This is a genomic window from Solidesulfovibrio magneticus RS-1, from assembly GCF_000010665.1.
Classification (GTDB): Bacteria; Desulfobacterota; Desulfovibrionia; order Desulfovibrionales; family Desulfovibrionaceae; genus Solidesulfovibrio; species Solidesulfovibrio magneticus.
On sequence record NC_012796.1, the window covers coordinates 1,867,614 to 1,880,897 of the forward strand.

Sequence of the window (13,284 nt, forward strand, 5' to 3'; positions counted from 1 at the left end):
AAAAGGGGCAAACGCTAGGCCGTCAGCGCGGCCTGGCCGCTGCCGCCCTTGATGTCGGCCACCAGGGTGTTGAGTTCGTGGGCCTGGGCGGCCAGCTCGGTGACGGCCTGGGCGGACTGGCCCATGGCTTCAGCGGTTTCCGAGGCGATGCGGCTGATGGCTTCCACGGCCCGGTTGATCTCCTCGGAGGTGGCTGATTGCTCCTCGGCCGCCGTGGCGATGGCCCGGACCTGATCGCCGGCGGTTTCCACCACCGCGACGATTTCGCCCAGGGCGTCGCCGGAACGCTTGGCCAGGGCCGTTGCCTGCTCCACGGCGGAGGAAGCCTGTTCCACCATGGTCACGGTGTCGGCCGTGCCGCGCTGGATGCCGGTTATGGCCTGGCCCACTTCCTTGGTGGCGTGCATGGTTTTTTCGGCCAGCTTTCGCACTTCGTCGGCAACCACGGCAAAGCCGCGCCCGGCCTCGCCGGCCCTGGCCGCCTCGATGGCGGCATTAAGCGCCAGCAGGTTGGTCTGGTCAGCGATGTCGGAGATGACGCCAAGCACCGCGCCGATGCCCTGGGCCTGCTCGCCCAGGCCGTGCATGTTGGTCTTGAGCTTGTCGGCAGCCAGCCGCACCTTGTCCACGGCGGCCACGACATCCACCACCAGGCTGGCCCCTTCCCGGGCCTTGTCCCGGGCGGCGGCGGCGTTGCCGGCGGTCTCCCCGGCGTTTCGGGCCACTTCCAGGATGGTGGCGTTCATCTGCTCCACGGCGGTGACGGTTTCCTGGACGCGGTGGTTCTGTTCCTGGGCGCCCTGGTTGGCCTGTTCGATCTGGGCCGAGAGTTCCTCGGCGGCCGAGGCCATGCGGTCGGCGGTGTTGGAGGCGGCGTCGGCCGTGTCGGCCATGAGCGCGTTCTGGGCGGCGATGCGCTCCTGCTGGAGGTAGCGTTCGGTCTGATCGTTCCAGAAGGAAATGGACCCGAGGAGATTGCCGTCCATGTCGTAGAAGGGCGTGGTGATGACATCAATGCGCAGTTTCTTGCCCGAGGGGGCGGTGAACTCGTTGTGGGCGGCGATGGCCCGGCGTTCGGCCAGGGCGCGGTCGGAGCAGGTCTCCCTGGAGGCGTCGTTCAAATAAAACTGGCCGGATTTCTGGCCAAAAAAGGTTTCAGGCGGGGCGGTTTTTTCCAACAGATCGCAGATCTGCTTGTTGGCCCAGAGCATGTTGCAGTCCGGCCCGACAATGCCGCAGGGGGCGGGGATGCCTTCCATGACCCCCTGGGCGAAGCCGAGTTTGTTTTTGAGTTCGGCCACCATGCGTTCCAAGTTGTGGGCCAGGCCGGCCAGTTCGAAGCGGAATCGGCCGGACAGCACGGCTTTGAGGTCGCCGCCGGCCACGGCGGCAGCGTAGGCGGCGATGGCGGCCAGGGGCGAGAGCACCACAATCTTGTTGAATATGATGATGAGCCCGGCCACGAGCGCCAGCACGGCCGCGCCGATGACCAGCAGTACGCTGCGTTGGCCCGAGGCCAGGGCGGCCATTTCCGATTCCGAGGCGGTCATGCACACCAGCCAGCCGGTGGCAGGCACTTCGGCCACGGCCATGAACTTTCCCTCTCCCTTGAACATGTAGGCCATGATGCCGTTTTTCAGGGCCAGGGCGCGGTCCGAAATGGTTTTGTCGGCCGGCGCGCTAAGCACCATGGATTTGTCCTTGGCATGGGCGATGACGACGCCTTGGCCGTCCAGCATGTAGGCGTAGCCGGACTCGCCAAAGCGGACAGGGTCAAGATACCGCTTGGTGAAATTCTCCCAGATGGGGCTGACGATGACCATGCCAACGGTTTTGCCTGCCGCGTCCTTGACGGCATGGGCGGCCACGAAAAGGAGCGTGCCGCTGGTCTTGCCCTTGAGGATGGATTTGGTGACGTAGCTTTGTTGCCCGGCCATGATGGCCTTATAGTATTCGCGGTCGGCGTAGCTCGCGGCCAGGCCCTCGCCGCTTTTCAGGGCGCCGGCCACGGGTTTGCCGGACGTGTCGATAATGAGCGCGGAAAAGAGGTTGTCGGCGTTGGCGATAAACTGGCGCAGCATGGTTTGGGCAGCCTCGGGCGAGCCGGACAAGGCGTTGACCACGGTAGGCTGGCTGGCCAGGCTTTCCACCTGGTCCTCGGCGCTGCTGATGTAGAGTTCGAGGATGTTGCCGAGGTTTTTGGCGGTGCGCTCCAGGGCTTCCTGTTCCAGATGCAGGGAAATATCGTAGGTCGATTTGGCGGTGTAGCCGATGATGCCGGCAATGCCGCAGAAAAGGGACGCCAGGACGGCGAGGGTCAGCACCTGATTGAGGCCAAGGCGTTTCATGGGGCAATCTCCTCGAATGGCGCGCTCCAAGAGTCATCGATGCGGCGAGAGAACGCATCCGGGCAGGAGCGGCGGGCAAGAAAATGGGGGGATGTGCTCGGGCCGCGCTTGGCCGGGAACAGCTTGCGGCGCGTGGCGCCGCCGGCGTCTTGTCAGTCCGAGTTCTGGCGTTGGTAGCTAGAGGAAAGGACGGTACATTACTAGAACCTTTTTTTGGTTTTATTTGACAATAAATAAATACCAAAATACTCTTTGTCCTTGTAGTATTGGAGGGTTGGCATGACGCCGGGAAGACCGCGGGCGGTGCGACTGGGTGGAACGGGCGACAAGCTCTATATGGCGCTCAAGCTGCTGGGGCTGTCCTGGAGCACCAGGGTCGAGGCGGAGCGGCTGACCAGTGACGGTCACTGGCGGCAATGCCGCCTGCCGCGCAGCGTCAACACCGTGCTGGAAGACATCCGCTGCGGCATGGCGGCCGAGCGCCTGGAGCGCTACGCCCAGTTCTTCAAGGTTTCGGCGGGGCTGTTTCTTGACGAGGCCATCGGGGCCTATGCTCCCGAGTTCTCCTGTCAGATCCTGAAAAGCCGCCACGACGCCCGGGCCGTCAGCCCGTTTGACTTCGGACGCGGCGTGGTCAGCCTGGAGCTGCTCAACCGGCAAAACGACGCCGTCTATTTGAACGACCTGCTCGGACTGCTTGGCGGCTGCTACGATCTGGCCGTGCGCACCGCGCCCTCGGATGTCTGGCTCCTCGGCGCGGCCGTCATCGGCGAACCGGCCGACGACGCCATGCAAACCGTGGGCGTGCTGGCCGTGCCCGACGCGCCTGTCGATTTCCACGGCCGCATCTTCCGTTGGCACAACTATCTCCATGTGCACTACGCTTCCACGGACAACCAGCTCATCGGCTACATGATGACCCCCGACCCCCTGCAATCGGTACTGGTGCGCCACCGGCGGCCGTTTTACATGAAGTTCAACGCCCTGGCCGGGAATCTGGTTCCCTCGGCCCAGCCCGATATCTCCGTCATCTACGCGCTGCGCCGGGCGGAACCGGCGGCGGCCTTCGAGGAATTGCGTCGGGCGGCCATCCAGCGACCGATTTTGGAGCCGGGCCATCCCCGTTATGAGGTGATCATGGAAATGTTGACCCGGGCCGAGGCCGCTCCGGCCGAGAACGGCGCGGCCAGTTCCTGAATCCGTCTGTCCGGGCGCGGCCCGGGACCGGCCAGGAGCCGAAGCGCCGGCCGAACCCATTGCGGGACTTCTTCGGGTGCCGCCGCCGTGAGCTGTCGGCCAAGGCTCGCCCGGCCGGTTGTCGCGGCGCGGCTCCCCAAAATGTGAACGGCCCTTTCCGGTTTTTCCGGAAAGGGCCGTTTGGCGTGGCGAAACGTCGCTGGCGCGTCAGGAGGCGATGGCGGCCTGGCCGCCGCTGCCGCCCTTGATGTCGGCCACCAGGGCGTTGAGTTCGTGGGCCTGGGTGGCGAGTTCCGCCACGGCCTGAGCGGATTGGCCCATGGCGTCGGCGGTTTCCGAGGCGATACGGCTGATGGCGTCCACGGCCCGGTTGATCTCCTCGGCGGTGGCCGACTGCTCTTCGGCCGCCGTGGCGATGGCCCGGACCTGATCGCCGGCGGCCTCGACCACCGAGACGATTTCCCCAAGGGCCGCGCCCGAGCGCGAGGCCAGGGCCGTGGCCTGATCCACGGCCGCAGCCGCCTGATCCACCATGGTCACGGTGTCGGCCGTGCCGCGTTGGATGCCGCTGATGGCTTGGCCCACTTCCTTGGTGGCGTGCATGGTTTTCTCGGCCAGTTTGCGGACTTCGTCGGCCACGACCGCGAAACCGCGCCCGGCCTCGCCGGCCCTGGCCGCCTCGATGGCGGCGTTAAGGGCCAGCAAGTTGGTCTGGTCGGCGATATCGGAAATGACGCCCAGCACCGCGCCAATGCCCTGGGCCTGTTCGCCCAGGCCCCGCATGTTGGTCTTGAGCTGTTCGGCGGCGTCGCGCACCTTGTCCACGGCCTCCATCACGTCCACGACCAGCTCGGCCCCTTCGCGGGCCTTGTCCCGGGCGGCGGCGGCGTTGCCGGCGGTCTCGCCGGCGTTTCGGGCCACTTCCAGGATGGTGGCGTTCATCTGCTCCACGGCGGTGACGGTTTCCTGGACGCGATTGTTCTGTTCCTGCGCGCCGTGGTTGGCCTGCTCGATCTGGGCCGCGAGCTGCTCGGCGGCCGAGGCCATGCGGTCGGCGGTGTGGGAGGCGGCGTCGGCCGTGTCGGCCATGAGCACGTTCTGGGCGGCGATGCGTTTTTGCTGGTTGTGGAGTTCGGTCTGGTCGGTCCAGAAGGACAGCGCGCCAAGGAGCGTGCCGTCCATGTCGTAAAACGGCGTGGCGACGATGTGGACGTTAAGGGTGCGGCCCGAGGGGGTGACGTATTCGCTGTCGGCTTCCTGGGCCTGGCGCTGGGCCAGGGCGCGGTCGGAGCGGGTCTCCTTGGAGGCGTCGCCCAGGAAGAACAGACCGGACTTCTGGCCGACGTAGCTGGACGGGGCCTCGGACTTTTCCAGCAGATCGCAAATCTGCTGGTTGGCCCAGAGCATGTTGCAGTCCGGGCCGACGATGCCGCAGGGGGCGGAGATGCCTTCCATGACGCCTTGGGCGAAGCCGAGCTTGTGTTTGAGTTCGGCCACCATGCGTTCGAGGTTGCGGGCCAGATCGGCCAGTTCGAAGCGGAAGCGGCCGGCGAGGGCGGCCTTGAGGTCGCCGTCGGCCACGGCGGCGGCGTAGGCGGCGATGGCGGCCAAGGGCTTAAGCACCACCACCCGGTTGAAGATGATGATGAGCGCGGCCACAAGCACCAGGGCGGCCGCGCCGATGGCGATGAGCACGTTGCGCTGCCCCACGGCGCGCTGGGCCAGTTCGTCCGAGGACACGGTCATGCACACCAACCACTGGACGCCGGAGATCTGGGCCACGCCCATGAATTTTTTCTCGCCGTTGTAGGCGTAAGGCATGACGCCGTTTTTGAGCGCCAGGGCGCGCTCGCCAATGGTGCGGTCGGCGGGCTGCTTGAGCAGGAGCGACTTGTCCTTGGCGTGGGCGATGATGCGGCCCTGGTCGTCGAACATGAAGCCGTAGCCGGTCTCGCCGAAGCGGATGGGGGACAGGTACTTGCGGATGAGTCGGTTCCAGTCCGTGGCCAGCACGATCATGCCCCGGGACTTGCCGTCCGGGCCGTGAACGGCGTGGGCGGTGAGGAAGTAGGGCTTGCCGGCGTCGTCGACGCGGATTTCGCCGCTGGTGAAGTCGTCGCTGCCGGCCGTGATCTTCTTGAAGAAGTCCCAGTCCTTGTAGGAATCGGCCAGGGGCTTGCCGGATTTGTAGACGCCGGAGACGGCCTTGCCGTCGTTGTCCACCACAGCCACGGCCAGCAGGGAGGTGGAGCTTTTGAGGTAGCCTTCCAGCATTTTCTGGGCCCGGTCGGGCGCGCCGATCAGCGCTTCGAGAAAGATCGGCAGCGAGGCCAGGGTGTCGACGCTTTCCTTGGCGGTATCGAGGCTCAAGCCGATTAGGTTGACCATGTCCGTGGCCGTGCGCTGGAGTTCCTCCTCTTGCAGGGAGGTGGAAATCTCGTTGGTGGAGACGGCGGCGTAGGTGATGATGGCGGCGATGCCGCAAAAAAGCGAGACGATGACGGCCAGGGTCAAAACGGCGTTGAGGCCCAGTCGGCGCATGACAATACTCCCGTATGCGGTAAATGATGCTGGGTGCTTAAGGCCAGGGGAGCGGCGACGGACGTCGTCTGACGTGCGGCAATCGGCAAGGCCGATGACCGGCGTTTTTCCAAGATTGGAAAAACGCGCCCCCCTTGGGCAAGGGATACGAAAAACGCGGCCGGGAAGCCAGCAGTATTTTTTGCGCCAACATTCACGTGATGTTGACGTTTTCGTGTCGGTGACGCGACTTGTCGCGGACGATGTTCGTTTTCTGGCCGAAAAATGCAATGTCGGCTGCCCGATTCGCGTCATCGGGGAGCGGTCGGCGGCAAACGCCGCAAGACCAGGGCGCTCGATGTGCTTGTCGCGTCAGAGTTACAAGGGAGGCGGCCGATGGCCCCAAAGGCTTGGCGCGTCGGCCGTGGCGGCGTGAGGCGGCCGGAAAACGCGGTTGGCGCGGCGGCGAGGGGCAGCAGAGGTCTGTACAACACCCAAGCGACGGCGTACGTTCATGATGCGCTATTTCCGATAACGGCCAACCTGCGTCCCCGGAGACCGCCCATGAGCAACGGCGTATTCCTCCTCGTGCTGATCGGCCTCGGCTTTGCCTTTCTCATCTACTTCCATCAGCGCTCCAGGAACTATCAAGAGCGCCATCCCGGGGAGGATAACCCGGTGGACAAGTGGCTGACGGGCAAGGACAAGGACGATGAAGACGATTCGGACGCGAAACGTTGAGAGGCGGACGGCGGCAACGTGCTTAAGCGCATTGCCGCCGGATAGGCTTGGAGAACGGGCAGCCCAGGCCCCGTGTCAGGCTTGGGATACGGTGTTACGGCAGAAAACGCCCGGTCACCGAATTCGGGTCGGCTTTGAGTTCCTCAGGCGTGCCCTTGGCCACGATGCGCCCGCCGCCCTCGCCGCCGCCCGGGCCGAGGTCGATGACGTGGTCCGAGGCCGCCACCACGTCGGTGTTGTGCTCGATGACCACCACGCTGGCTCCCTTGTCCACCAGCCGGTGCAGCACGGTGATGAGCTTGCCCACCTCCTGCATGTGCAGGCCCGTGGTCGGTTCGTCCAGGATGTAGAGCGCCCCGGGCAGGCTCCGCTTGCCCAGCTCCCGCGAGATCTTGATGCGCTGGGCCTCGCCGCCGGACAGCGTCGTGGCCGGCTGGCCCAGGTGCAGGTACTCCAGGCCCACTTCCTCCAGGACTTCCAGACGCCGGTCCAGCACCGGATAGTTTTCGAAAAACTCCCGGGCTTGGCGCACGGTGAGGTCCAGCACCTCGGCGATGTTTAAGCCCTTGTAGCGCACATCCAGGGTCTCGCGGTTGTAGCGCAGCCCGCCGCAGACCTCGCAGGTGACGTAGATGTCGGGCAGAAAGTGCATCTCCACCCGGATCTGCCCGTCGCCGCCGCAGGCCTCGCAGCGCCCGCCCTTGACGTTGAAGCTGAAGCGCCCGGGCTTGAAGCCGCGCCGTTTGGCGTCGGGGGTGGTGGTGAAGATGTCGCGGATCTCATCAAACACCTTGGTGTAGGTGGCCGGGTTGGAGCGCGGGGTGCGGCCGATGGGCGTCTGGTCGATGCTGACGATCTTTTCGATAAGTCCCGCTCCCTCGATGCCGGCGATGGCCCCGGGCGCATCCACCTTGATGCCCTTGGACAAGGCCAGGTGCTTGTACAGCGTATCCATGACCAGGGACGACTTGCCCGAGCCGGACACGCCCGTGACGCACACGAGACACCCCAGCGGAATGGTCGCGTCGATGTTTTTCAAGTTGTTGGTGGTCACGCCGCGCAGCACAAGTTCGCCTTTGGGCGGACGGCGCGATTCGGGGCGGGGCGAGGCGGCCTCGCCCCGCAGATATTTGCCGGTAAGCGATGTGGGCGAGGCGAGCATGCCGGCCACGTCGCCCTGGTAGACGATCTCGCCGCCAAGCCGGCCCGAGCCGGGACCCAGCTCGATGACGTGGTCGGCGCTTTTGATGGTGGCTTCGTCGTGCTCGACCACGAGCACGGTGTTGCCCCGGCCCTGGAGCTGGCGCAGGGTCGCCAGCAGCCGGTCGTTGTCCCGGGGGTGCAGGCCGATGCTCGGCTCGTCCAGGACATAGGTGACGCCGACCAGGCCCGAGCCGAGCTGTCCGGCCAGGCGGATGCGCTGGGCCTCGCCGCCGGACAGCGTGGCCATGTTGCGCGACAGCGAAAGATACTCCAGCCCCACGCCCGAGAGAAACTTCAAGCGGTGGTTGAGTTCCTTTAAAAGCGGCTCGGCGATGACCGCCTCGGCCCCGGTAAAGTCCAGGCCGGCCAGCCAGGGCAGGGCGCGGTCGATGGGCATGGCGCAAAAATCGGCGATGCTGGCCTCGGCCACGCGCACGGCCAGGGCTTCCGGGCGCAGCCGCGCCCCGCCGCAGACCGGACACGGCCGCGACTGGCGGTAGCGGGCCAGCTCGTCATGCCAGACCGGGCCGAAGGACTGGCCCTTTTCGAGCAGACTCACCACCCCGGCCCAGCCAAAGGCGGCGTCGCCGTAATACAGCGCCTGGAGCGCCTCGGGGGTGAAATCGGCCAGCTTGGTGGCCAGGGTGAAGCCGTGGCGCGCGCCCAGGTTTTCCAGCTGCTTGCTGTAGCGGGCCAGGGCCCGTTCGCTCTTCCAGGGCAGGATGGCCCCTTCGGCCAGGGACAGGCCCTTGTTGGGGGCGAGAAGCGCCGGTTCGAAGTATTCCACCGCGCCGATGCCCGAACAGGCTGGGCAGGCCCCCTGGGGGCTATTAAAGGAAAAGAGCTGGGGCGAGGGGCGCGGCACGCTGATTTTGCAGGTGGGGCAGGACGAGGCCGTGGAGAAGATGCGGTCCTTGGCCTTGCCCTCATGGTCGGCGATGTAGATGCGGCCGTCGCCCTGGGCCAGGGCCAGCTCCACCGAATCCGACAGGCGCGAGCGGATGCCGTCCTTGACCACCAGCCGGTCCACCACCAGATCGATGTTGTGGCGCTTGTTTTTTTCCAGTTCCGGCAACGGCTCCAGGGGCACGATCTGGCCAGCCACGCGTACCCGGGCAAAGCCCTGGCTCTTGAGCTTTTTGAGCCTGTCGGCGTGGGTCCCCTTTTGATGCTCCACCAGCGGGGCCAAAAGCAGCAGCTTGGAGCCTTCGGGCAGGGCCAGGATGTCACCGATGATCTCGTCGGCGGTGCGGGCGGTGATGGCCTCGCCGCATTTGGGGCAGTGGGGCTTGCCCAGGCGGGCGAAAAACACGCGCAGGAAATCGTAGATTTCCGTCACCGTGCCCACCGTGGAGCGGGGGTTGCGCGTGGCCGTTTGCTGCTCCAGGGAGATGGCCGGGGACAGGCCCTCGATCTTGTCCACCTGCGGCTTGTCCATCTGGGGCAGGAACTGCCGGGCGTAGGCGGACAGCGATTCCACGTAGCGCCGCTGGCCCTCGGCGTAGACGATGTCGAAGGCCAGGGTGGACTTGCCCGATCCCGACGGGCCGCAGACCACCACGAGCTTGTCCCGGGGAATGTCCAGGGTGAGGTTTTTGAGATTGTGCTGGCGCGCGCCTTCGATGCGAATCCGGGGAGTCTCGTCCATCATGCCTCCAAACTGCCAAACGACAAGGAGGCAAAATAAGGACCCTGGCCGGAAAGGCAAGGGCGATTGCCAAAATGTCGCCAATCGGGCACACCCTGGAAGCTCATGGACTGTTTTCTGGCCCGGGCTGCGGCGCATTTCGAGGCCGGCCGACGTTGGGAATCGTTGCGGTTAACACTCGTTTACATTATGTCGATCTTGCCGGGCCGCCCGCGCGGCGTTGCCCCGGCAAAGGAGCGACCATGCGCTACGAGGTCCCCTTTGTGCCCGATCCGGCCTACGGCGCGCTGCTCGCCGGCGCGGCGGACAGGCTGGCCGGCGTCTACTTCCGCCTCGGGCCCGAAACCCCGGACGCCCGGATGCCCGGCTTGGCCGATCCCTCGCCCATGGAATTGGCCGCCGGCTTGTCGGGCCTGCCGCCCATGCCCCGTTTGGGCCTGCTCAACGCCGCCTTCCACGCCCAGGAAACCCTGTCCAAGGACGGGCTGCGCGATCTGCTCATGCTCCTCGACGGCTATCTGGCGGCCGGGGCGCTGACCGGCATCGTCTACGCCGACCAGTACCTTTTGCAGGCCTTGTCCGATGCCTCGCCGTCGGTTGCCCGGGAGCTGTGCGCCGTGCCGGGCATCAATTTCCGGCTGGACAACTTCGAGCGGGCGGCGGCCGTGGTGGACGCGGCCTGCTCCTCCCGGTTTCGCCCGCCGCCGCGCATCATCCTTGACCGTGACGTCAACCGCGACCTGGACGGGTTGACCGCCATGGCCGGGAAGCTGCGCCGGGAGTGGCCGGACATGGGACTGGGGCTTATGGCCAACGAGGGTTGCCTGTACGCCTGCCCCTTCAAGCAGGCCCACGACGCCCACATCGCGCTGTCGCGCCTGGCCGCCTGCCGGGTCGGGCCGGATCTCAACCGCGACCTGGGCTGCCTGCGCAGCTTCGCCGAAGCGCCGGGACGCTTGCTCGCCTCGCCCAGCATCCGCCCCGAGGACGCCGGGCGCTACGAAGGCGTCGTCGATTGCCTGAAGCTGTGCGGCCGCAGCCGGCCGGCGGCCGATGTGCGGGCCATTGTCGCGGCCTATCTGGACGGGCGCTTTGACGGCAATCTGGTCTGGCTTCTCGACGCCCAGGAGGCGCTGTCCGACCGTTTCGCCATCGACAACGCCGCCTTGCCCGAGGATTTTTTCGAGGTTACGGCGTCCTGCTCCCGGCGCTGCGCCGCCTGCCGTTACTGCGACGAACTGGCCGAGCGGCTGCTTGTCACCCGCGCCCCCGGCCTTGTGCCCTACGGAGCCGGCTGATCCGGCCCCGCCCGTGTCGGGCCAGGGCTACAGGCTCGGCCGATAGCGGGTGGGGTCGGCCACGCCGGCTTCCTCGAAGCCTTTCCTTCGCAGCAAACAGCTGTCGCAGCGGCCGCAGGCCAGGCCGTCCGGGGCCGGGTCGTAGCAGGAGTGGGTGAGGCCATAGTCCACGCCCAGGCTCGTGCCGAGTTCCACGATGCCGGCCTTGGACAGATGCAGCAGCGGGGTGTGGATGCGGATGGCCAGCCGGCCTTCCACCGCCTCCTTGACGGCCAGATTGGCCATGGCCTCAAAAGCGGCGATGAATTCCGGCCGGCAGTCGGGATAACCCGAATAGTCCAGGGCGTTGACGCCGATGTAGATGTCGCTGGCCCCGAGCACCTCGGCCCAGCCCAGGGCCATGGACAGGAAGATGGTGTTGCGGGCAGGCACGTAGGTGACCGGAATGTCGGCTTCCATCTCACCAATATCGCGGTCCTTGGGCACGTCGATGTCGGCCGTCAGCGCCGAACCGCCGATGGACCCCAGCGGCAGAGGCAGGATCAGGTGGGTGGTCACGGCCATGGCCTTGGCCACCCGGCGGGCGGCCTCCAGCTCCACCTTGTGGCGCTGGCCGTATTCGAAACTGAGCGCGCACGGCAAAAATCCGTCGCGCCGGGCCACGGCCAGACAGGTGGTGGAATCCAGGCCCCCGGAAAAAAGGACCACGGCTTTTTGGGGTGCGTCGGTCGTCATAGCGGCCGTCTCCTTGTCAGACGCCCCGGGCGTCGGGGCTCCAGATGTGCTTGTGCAGTTGCAGCCCCAGGCGCGCCTGGACCCGGTCGGCCACCATCCAGGCGGCCAGCTCGGCCGAGGCAAGGGTCGCGGCCACGGGCGAAAAATGGACGATGTGAGTGCGCCAGATCCGTGAGGCGATGTCCAGGGCGAAATCGTAATCAGTCCGGTCGGCCAGCACGAATTTCACCTCGTCATGGGGACGCAGCCGCTCCAGATTGCCGTAATCGTTGCGATGCTCCATGCCGCTGCCCGGACATTTGACGTCCACCACGGCCGTGGCCCGGGCATCAAGCACGGCGATGTCGAAGCTGCCGTTGGTCTCGACCAGCACGGTCAGGTCCAGATCGCACAGGCGCTTGACCAGCTCCGGGGTCTGCGGGGCCAGAAGCGGCTCGCCGCCGGTCACTTCCACCAGCGGCAGCCCCAGCCCGGCCAGGGCGGCCGTGGCGTCGGCCACGGTCATTTCGGCGTAGGAATCCCCGGCATGGAGGGTGTCGCACCAACGGCAGGCCAGATTGCAGCCCGACAGGCGCAAAAAACCGCAGGGCCAGCCGGCATAGCTCGACTCGCCCTGGATGCTGGCAAATATTTCATGAACCTTGAGCATCACGCCTCGCGGCAGGTGGCGGCCAGGCCACGGCTTTCCACCACCGTCACGGCCGTGACGCGCACCCTTCCGTCGTCGAGCCGAGCCTTGAGCCGCGAGAGGATGTAGCCGGCCAGCACCTCGGCCGTGGGCGGATCAAGGGCGGGCACGTCGTTTAGGCAGGCGTGGTCCAGATCGGCGAAAATGGCGTCCATGGCCGTGCGGACATCCAGGAAATCCGCCACCATGCCGTTTATCAGGCTGTCGGCGCAGATTTCGGCCGTGACCTGGAAATTGTGGCCGTGCATGGCGGCGCAGGGGCCGGGATGGCCCGGCAGACGGTGGGCGGCGCTGAAGTCGCCGGCAACGGCGATGGTATAGATCGGCGGCATGGCTGGGACTCTCCCTGGCGTTGAACATCGGGGCGAGGAAAGCTATGGAGGGTCGCCCGAAAGGTCAAGACAACCACGGCCGCTCCCGGCCGTCAAGGAGACGTACCCATGCCGCATCGCGTACCCAGAGACGACGTCAGCACGCTCAAAACCCTCGGCCAGGGGGCCACGGTCTACCCGAGAAACGTCACCCCCGGCCTGCTCGAAACCTTCCCCAACGCCTTCCCGGACCGGCGCTACGACATCACCTTCGCCTCCGACGAGTTCACGAGCCTGTGCCCCAAGACCGGCCAGCCCGACTTCGGCACCATCACCATCCGCTACGTGCCCGACAAGCTGTGCATCGAATCCAAGTCGCTCAAACTCTACCTCTTCAGCTACCGCGACGAAGGCGCTTTCATGGAAACCCTCACCAACCGCATCCTCGATGACCTCGTGGAAGTCTGCCAGCCGCATCATATGGAAGTCACCGGCGACTTCGCCGCCCGGGGCGGCATCACTATTTCGGTGACGGCGACGTTTGTGAAAGAGAAGAAATAGGGAGAGATAGGAGGAAGATGCCTCCGGCGGCTGG

General features: G+C 66.0%; 10 protein-coding genes. 4 read left to right on the top strand and 6 right to left on the bottom strand.

The genetic code is table 11. From position 1 onward, the window contains the following. Positions 1–14: 14 nt before the first annotated feature. Complete coding sequence (locus DMR_RS07845; protein WP_043600306.1) at positions 15–2,348, bottom strand: methyl-accepting chemotaxis protein; 2,334 nt, start codon at positions 2,346–2,348, stop codon at positions 15–17. 279 nt (positions 2,349–2,627) lie between these two features. Here DMR_RS07845 and DMR_RS07850 point away from each other — a divergent pair, with 279 nt between their 5' ends. Beyond that, positions 2,628–3,545, top strand: a complete 918-nt coding sequence (locus DMR_RS07850) for a hypothetical protein (RefSeq protein WP_015860371.1) — start codon at positions 2,628–2,630, stop codon at positions 3,543–3,545. A gap of 207 nt (positions 3,546–3,752) precedes the next feature. On the opposite strand, the gene DMR_RS07855 is transcribed toward DMR_RS07850, so the two are convergent. Further along, positions 3,753–6,086, bottom strand: a complete 2,334-nt coding sequence (locus tag DMR_RS07855) for a methyl-accepting chemotaxis protein (protein ID WP_043600307.1) — start codon at positions 6,084–6,086, stop codon at positions 3,753–3,755. 543 nt (positions 6,087–6,629) lie between these two features. On the opposite strand from DMR_RS07855, the gene DMR_RS07860 reads away from it, so the two are divergent. Then, positions 6,630–6,806: a nucleoside transporter gene (locus DMR_RS07860; RefSeq protein WP_043601596.1), complete on the top strand. Its 177-nt coding sequence runs from the start codon at positions 6,630–6,632 to the stop codon at positions 6,804–6,806. A gap of 94 nt (positions 6,807–6,900) precedes the next feature. Here the strand turns inward: DMR_RS07860 and uvrA are convergent, their stop codons facing one another. Then, complete coding sequence (uvrA, locus tag DMR_RS07865; RefSeq protein ID WP_043600308.1) at positions 6,901–9,657, bottom strand: excinuclease ABC subunit UvrA; 2,757 nt, start codon at positions 9,655–9,657, stop codon at positions 6,901–6,903. Positions 9,658–9,899: 242 nt separating this feature from the next. Between uvrA and DMR_RS07870 the strand changes: the two genes are divergently transcribed. After that, positions 9,900–10,955, top strand: coding sequence for a hypothetical protein (locus tag DMR_RS07870; protein ID WP_043600309.1), 1,056 nt, complete (start codon positions 9,900–9,902; stop codon positions 10,953–10,955). Positions 10,956–10,982: 27 nt separating this feature from the next. On the opposite strand, the gene queC is transcribed toward DMR_RS07870, so the two are convergent. The 3 genes from queC to DMR_RS07885 are packed head-to-tail and all read right to left on the bottom strand — an operon-like array spanning position 10,983 to position 12,710. Beyond that, positions 10,983–11,690: a 7-cyano-7-deazaguanine synthase QueC gene (queC, locus tag DMR_RS07875; protein WP_015860375.1), complete on the bottom strand. Its 708-nt coding sequence runs from the start codon at positions 11,688–11,690 to the stop codon at positions 10,983–10,985. Positions 11,691–11,706: 16 nt separating this feature from the next. Then, positions 11,707–12,339, bottom strand: coding sequence for a 7-carboxy-7-deazaguanine synthase QueE (locus DMR_RS07880; RefSeq protein ID WP_015860376.1), 633 nt, complete (start codon positions 12,337–12,339; stop codon positions 11,707–11,709). Continuing rightward, complete coding sequence (locus DMR_RS07885) at positions 12,339–12,710, bottom strand: 6-pyruvoyl trahydropterin synthase family protein (RefSeq protein WP_015860377.1); 372 nt, start codon at positions 12,708–12,710, stop codon at positions 12,339–12,341. The genes DMR_RS07880 and DMR_RS07885 overlap by 1 nt, the downstream gene beginning before the upstream one ends. Positions 12,711–12,818: 108 nt before the next feature. On the opposite strand from DMR_RS07885, the gene queF reads away from it, so the two are divergent. Beyond that, the gene (gene queF / locus DMR_RS07890; RefSeq protein ID WP_015860378.1) at positions 12,819–13,250 is read left to right on the top strand and encodes a preQ(1) synthase; all 432 of its coding nucleotides are present in this window, start codon (positions 12,819–12,821) and stop codon (positions 13,248–13,250) included. Positions 13,251–13,284: the final 34 nt, after the last annotated feature.

What these genes read in the sequence shown, in the direction of transcription:
- DMR_RS07870 (WP_043600309.1), top strand. Translation starts at nt 9,900, where the DNA reads ATGCGCTACGAGGTCCCCTTTGTGCCCGATCCGGCCTACGGCGCGCTG.
- uvrA (WP_043600308.1), bottom strand. Translation starts at nt 9,657, where the DNA reads ATGGACGAGACTCCCCGGATTCGCATCGAAGGCGCGCGCCAGCACAAT.
- DMR_RS07855 (WP_043600307.1), bottom strand. Translation starts at nt 6,086, where the DNA reads ATGCGCCGACTGGGCCTCAACGCCGTTTTGACCCTGGCCGTCATCGTC.
- DMR_RS07885 (WP_015860377.1), bottom strand. Translation starts at nt 12,710, where the DNA reads ATGCCGCCGATCTATACCATCGCCGTTGCCGGCGACTTCAGCGCCGCC.
- queC (WP_015860375.1), bottom strand. Translation starts at nt 11,690, where the DNA reads ATGACGACCGACGCACCCCAAAAAGCCGTGGTCCTTTTTTCCGGGGGC.
- DMR_RS07850 (WP_015860371.1), top strand. Translation starts at nt 2,628, where the DNA reads ATGACGCCGGGAAGACCGCGGGCGGTGCGACTGGGTGGAACGGGCGAC.
- queF (WP_015860378.1), top strand. Translation starts at nt 12,819, where the DNA reads ATGCCGCATCGCGTACCCAGAGACGACGTCAGCACGCTCAAAACCCTC.
- DMR_RS07860 (WP_043601596.1), top strand. Translation starts at nt 6,630, where the DNA reads ATGAGCAACGGCGTATTCCTCCTCGTGCTGATCGGCCTCGGCTTTGCC.
- DMR_RS07845 (WP_043600306.1), bottom strand. Translation starts at nt 2,348, where the DNA reads ATGAAACGCCTTGGCCTCAATCAGGTGCTGACCCTCGCCGTCCTGGCG.
- DMR_RS07880 (WP_015860376.1), bottom strand. Translation starts at nt 12,339, where the DNA reads ATGCTCAAGGTTCATGAAATATTTGCCAGCATCCAGGGCGAGTCGAGC.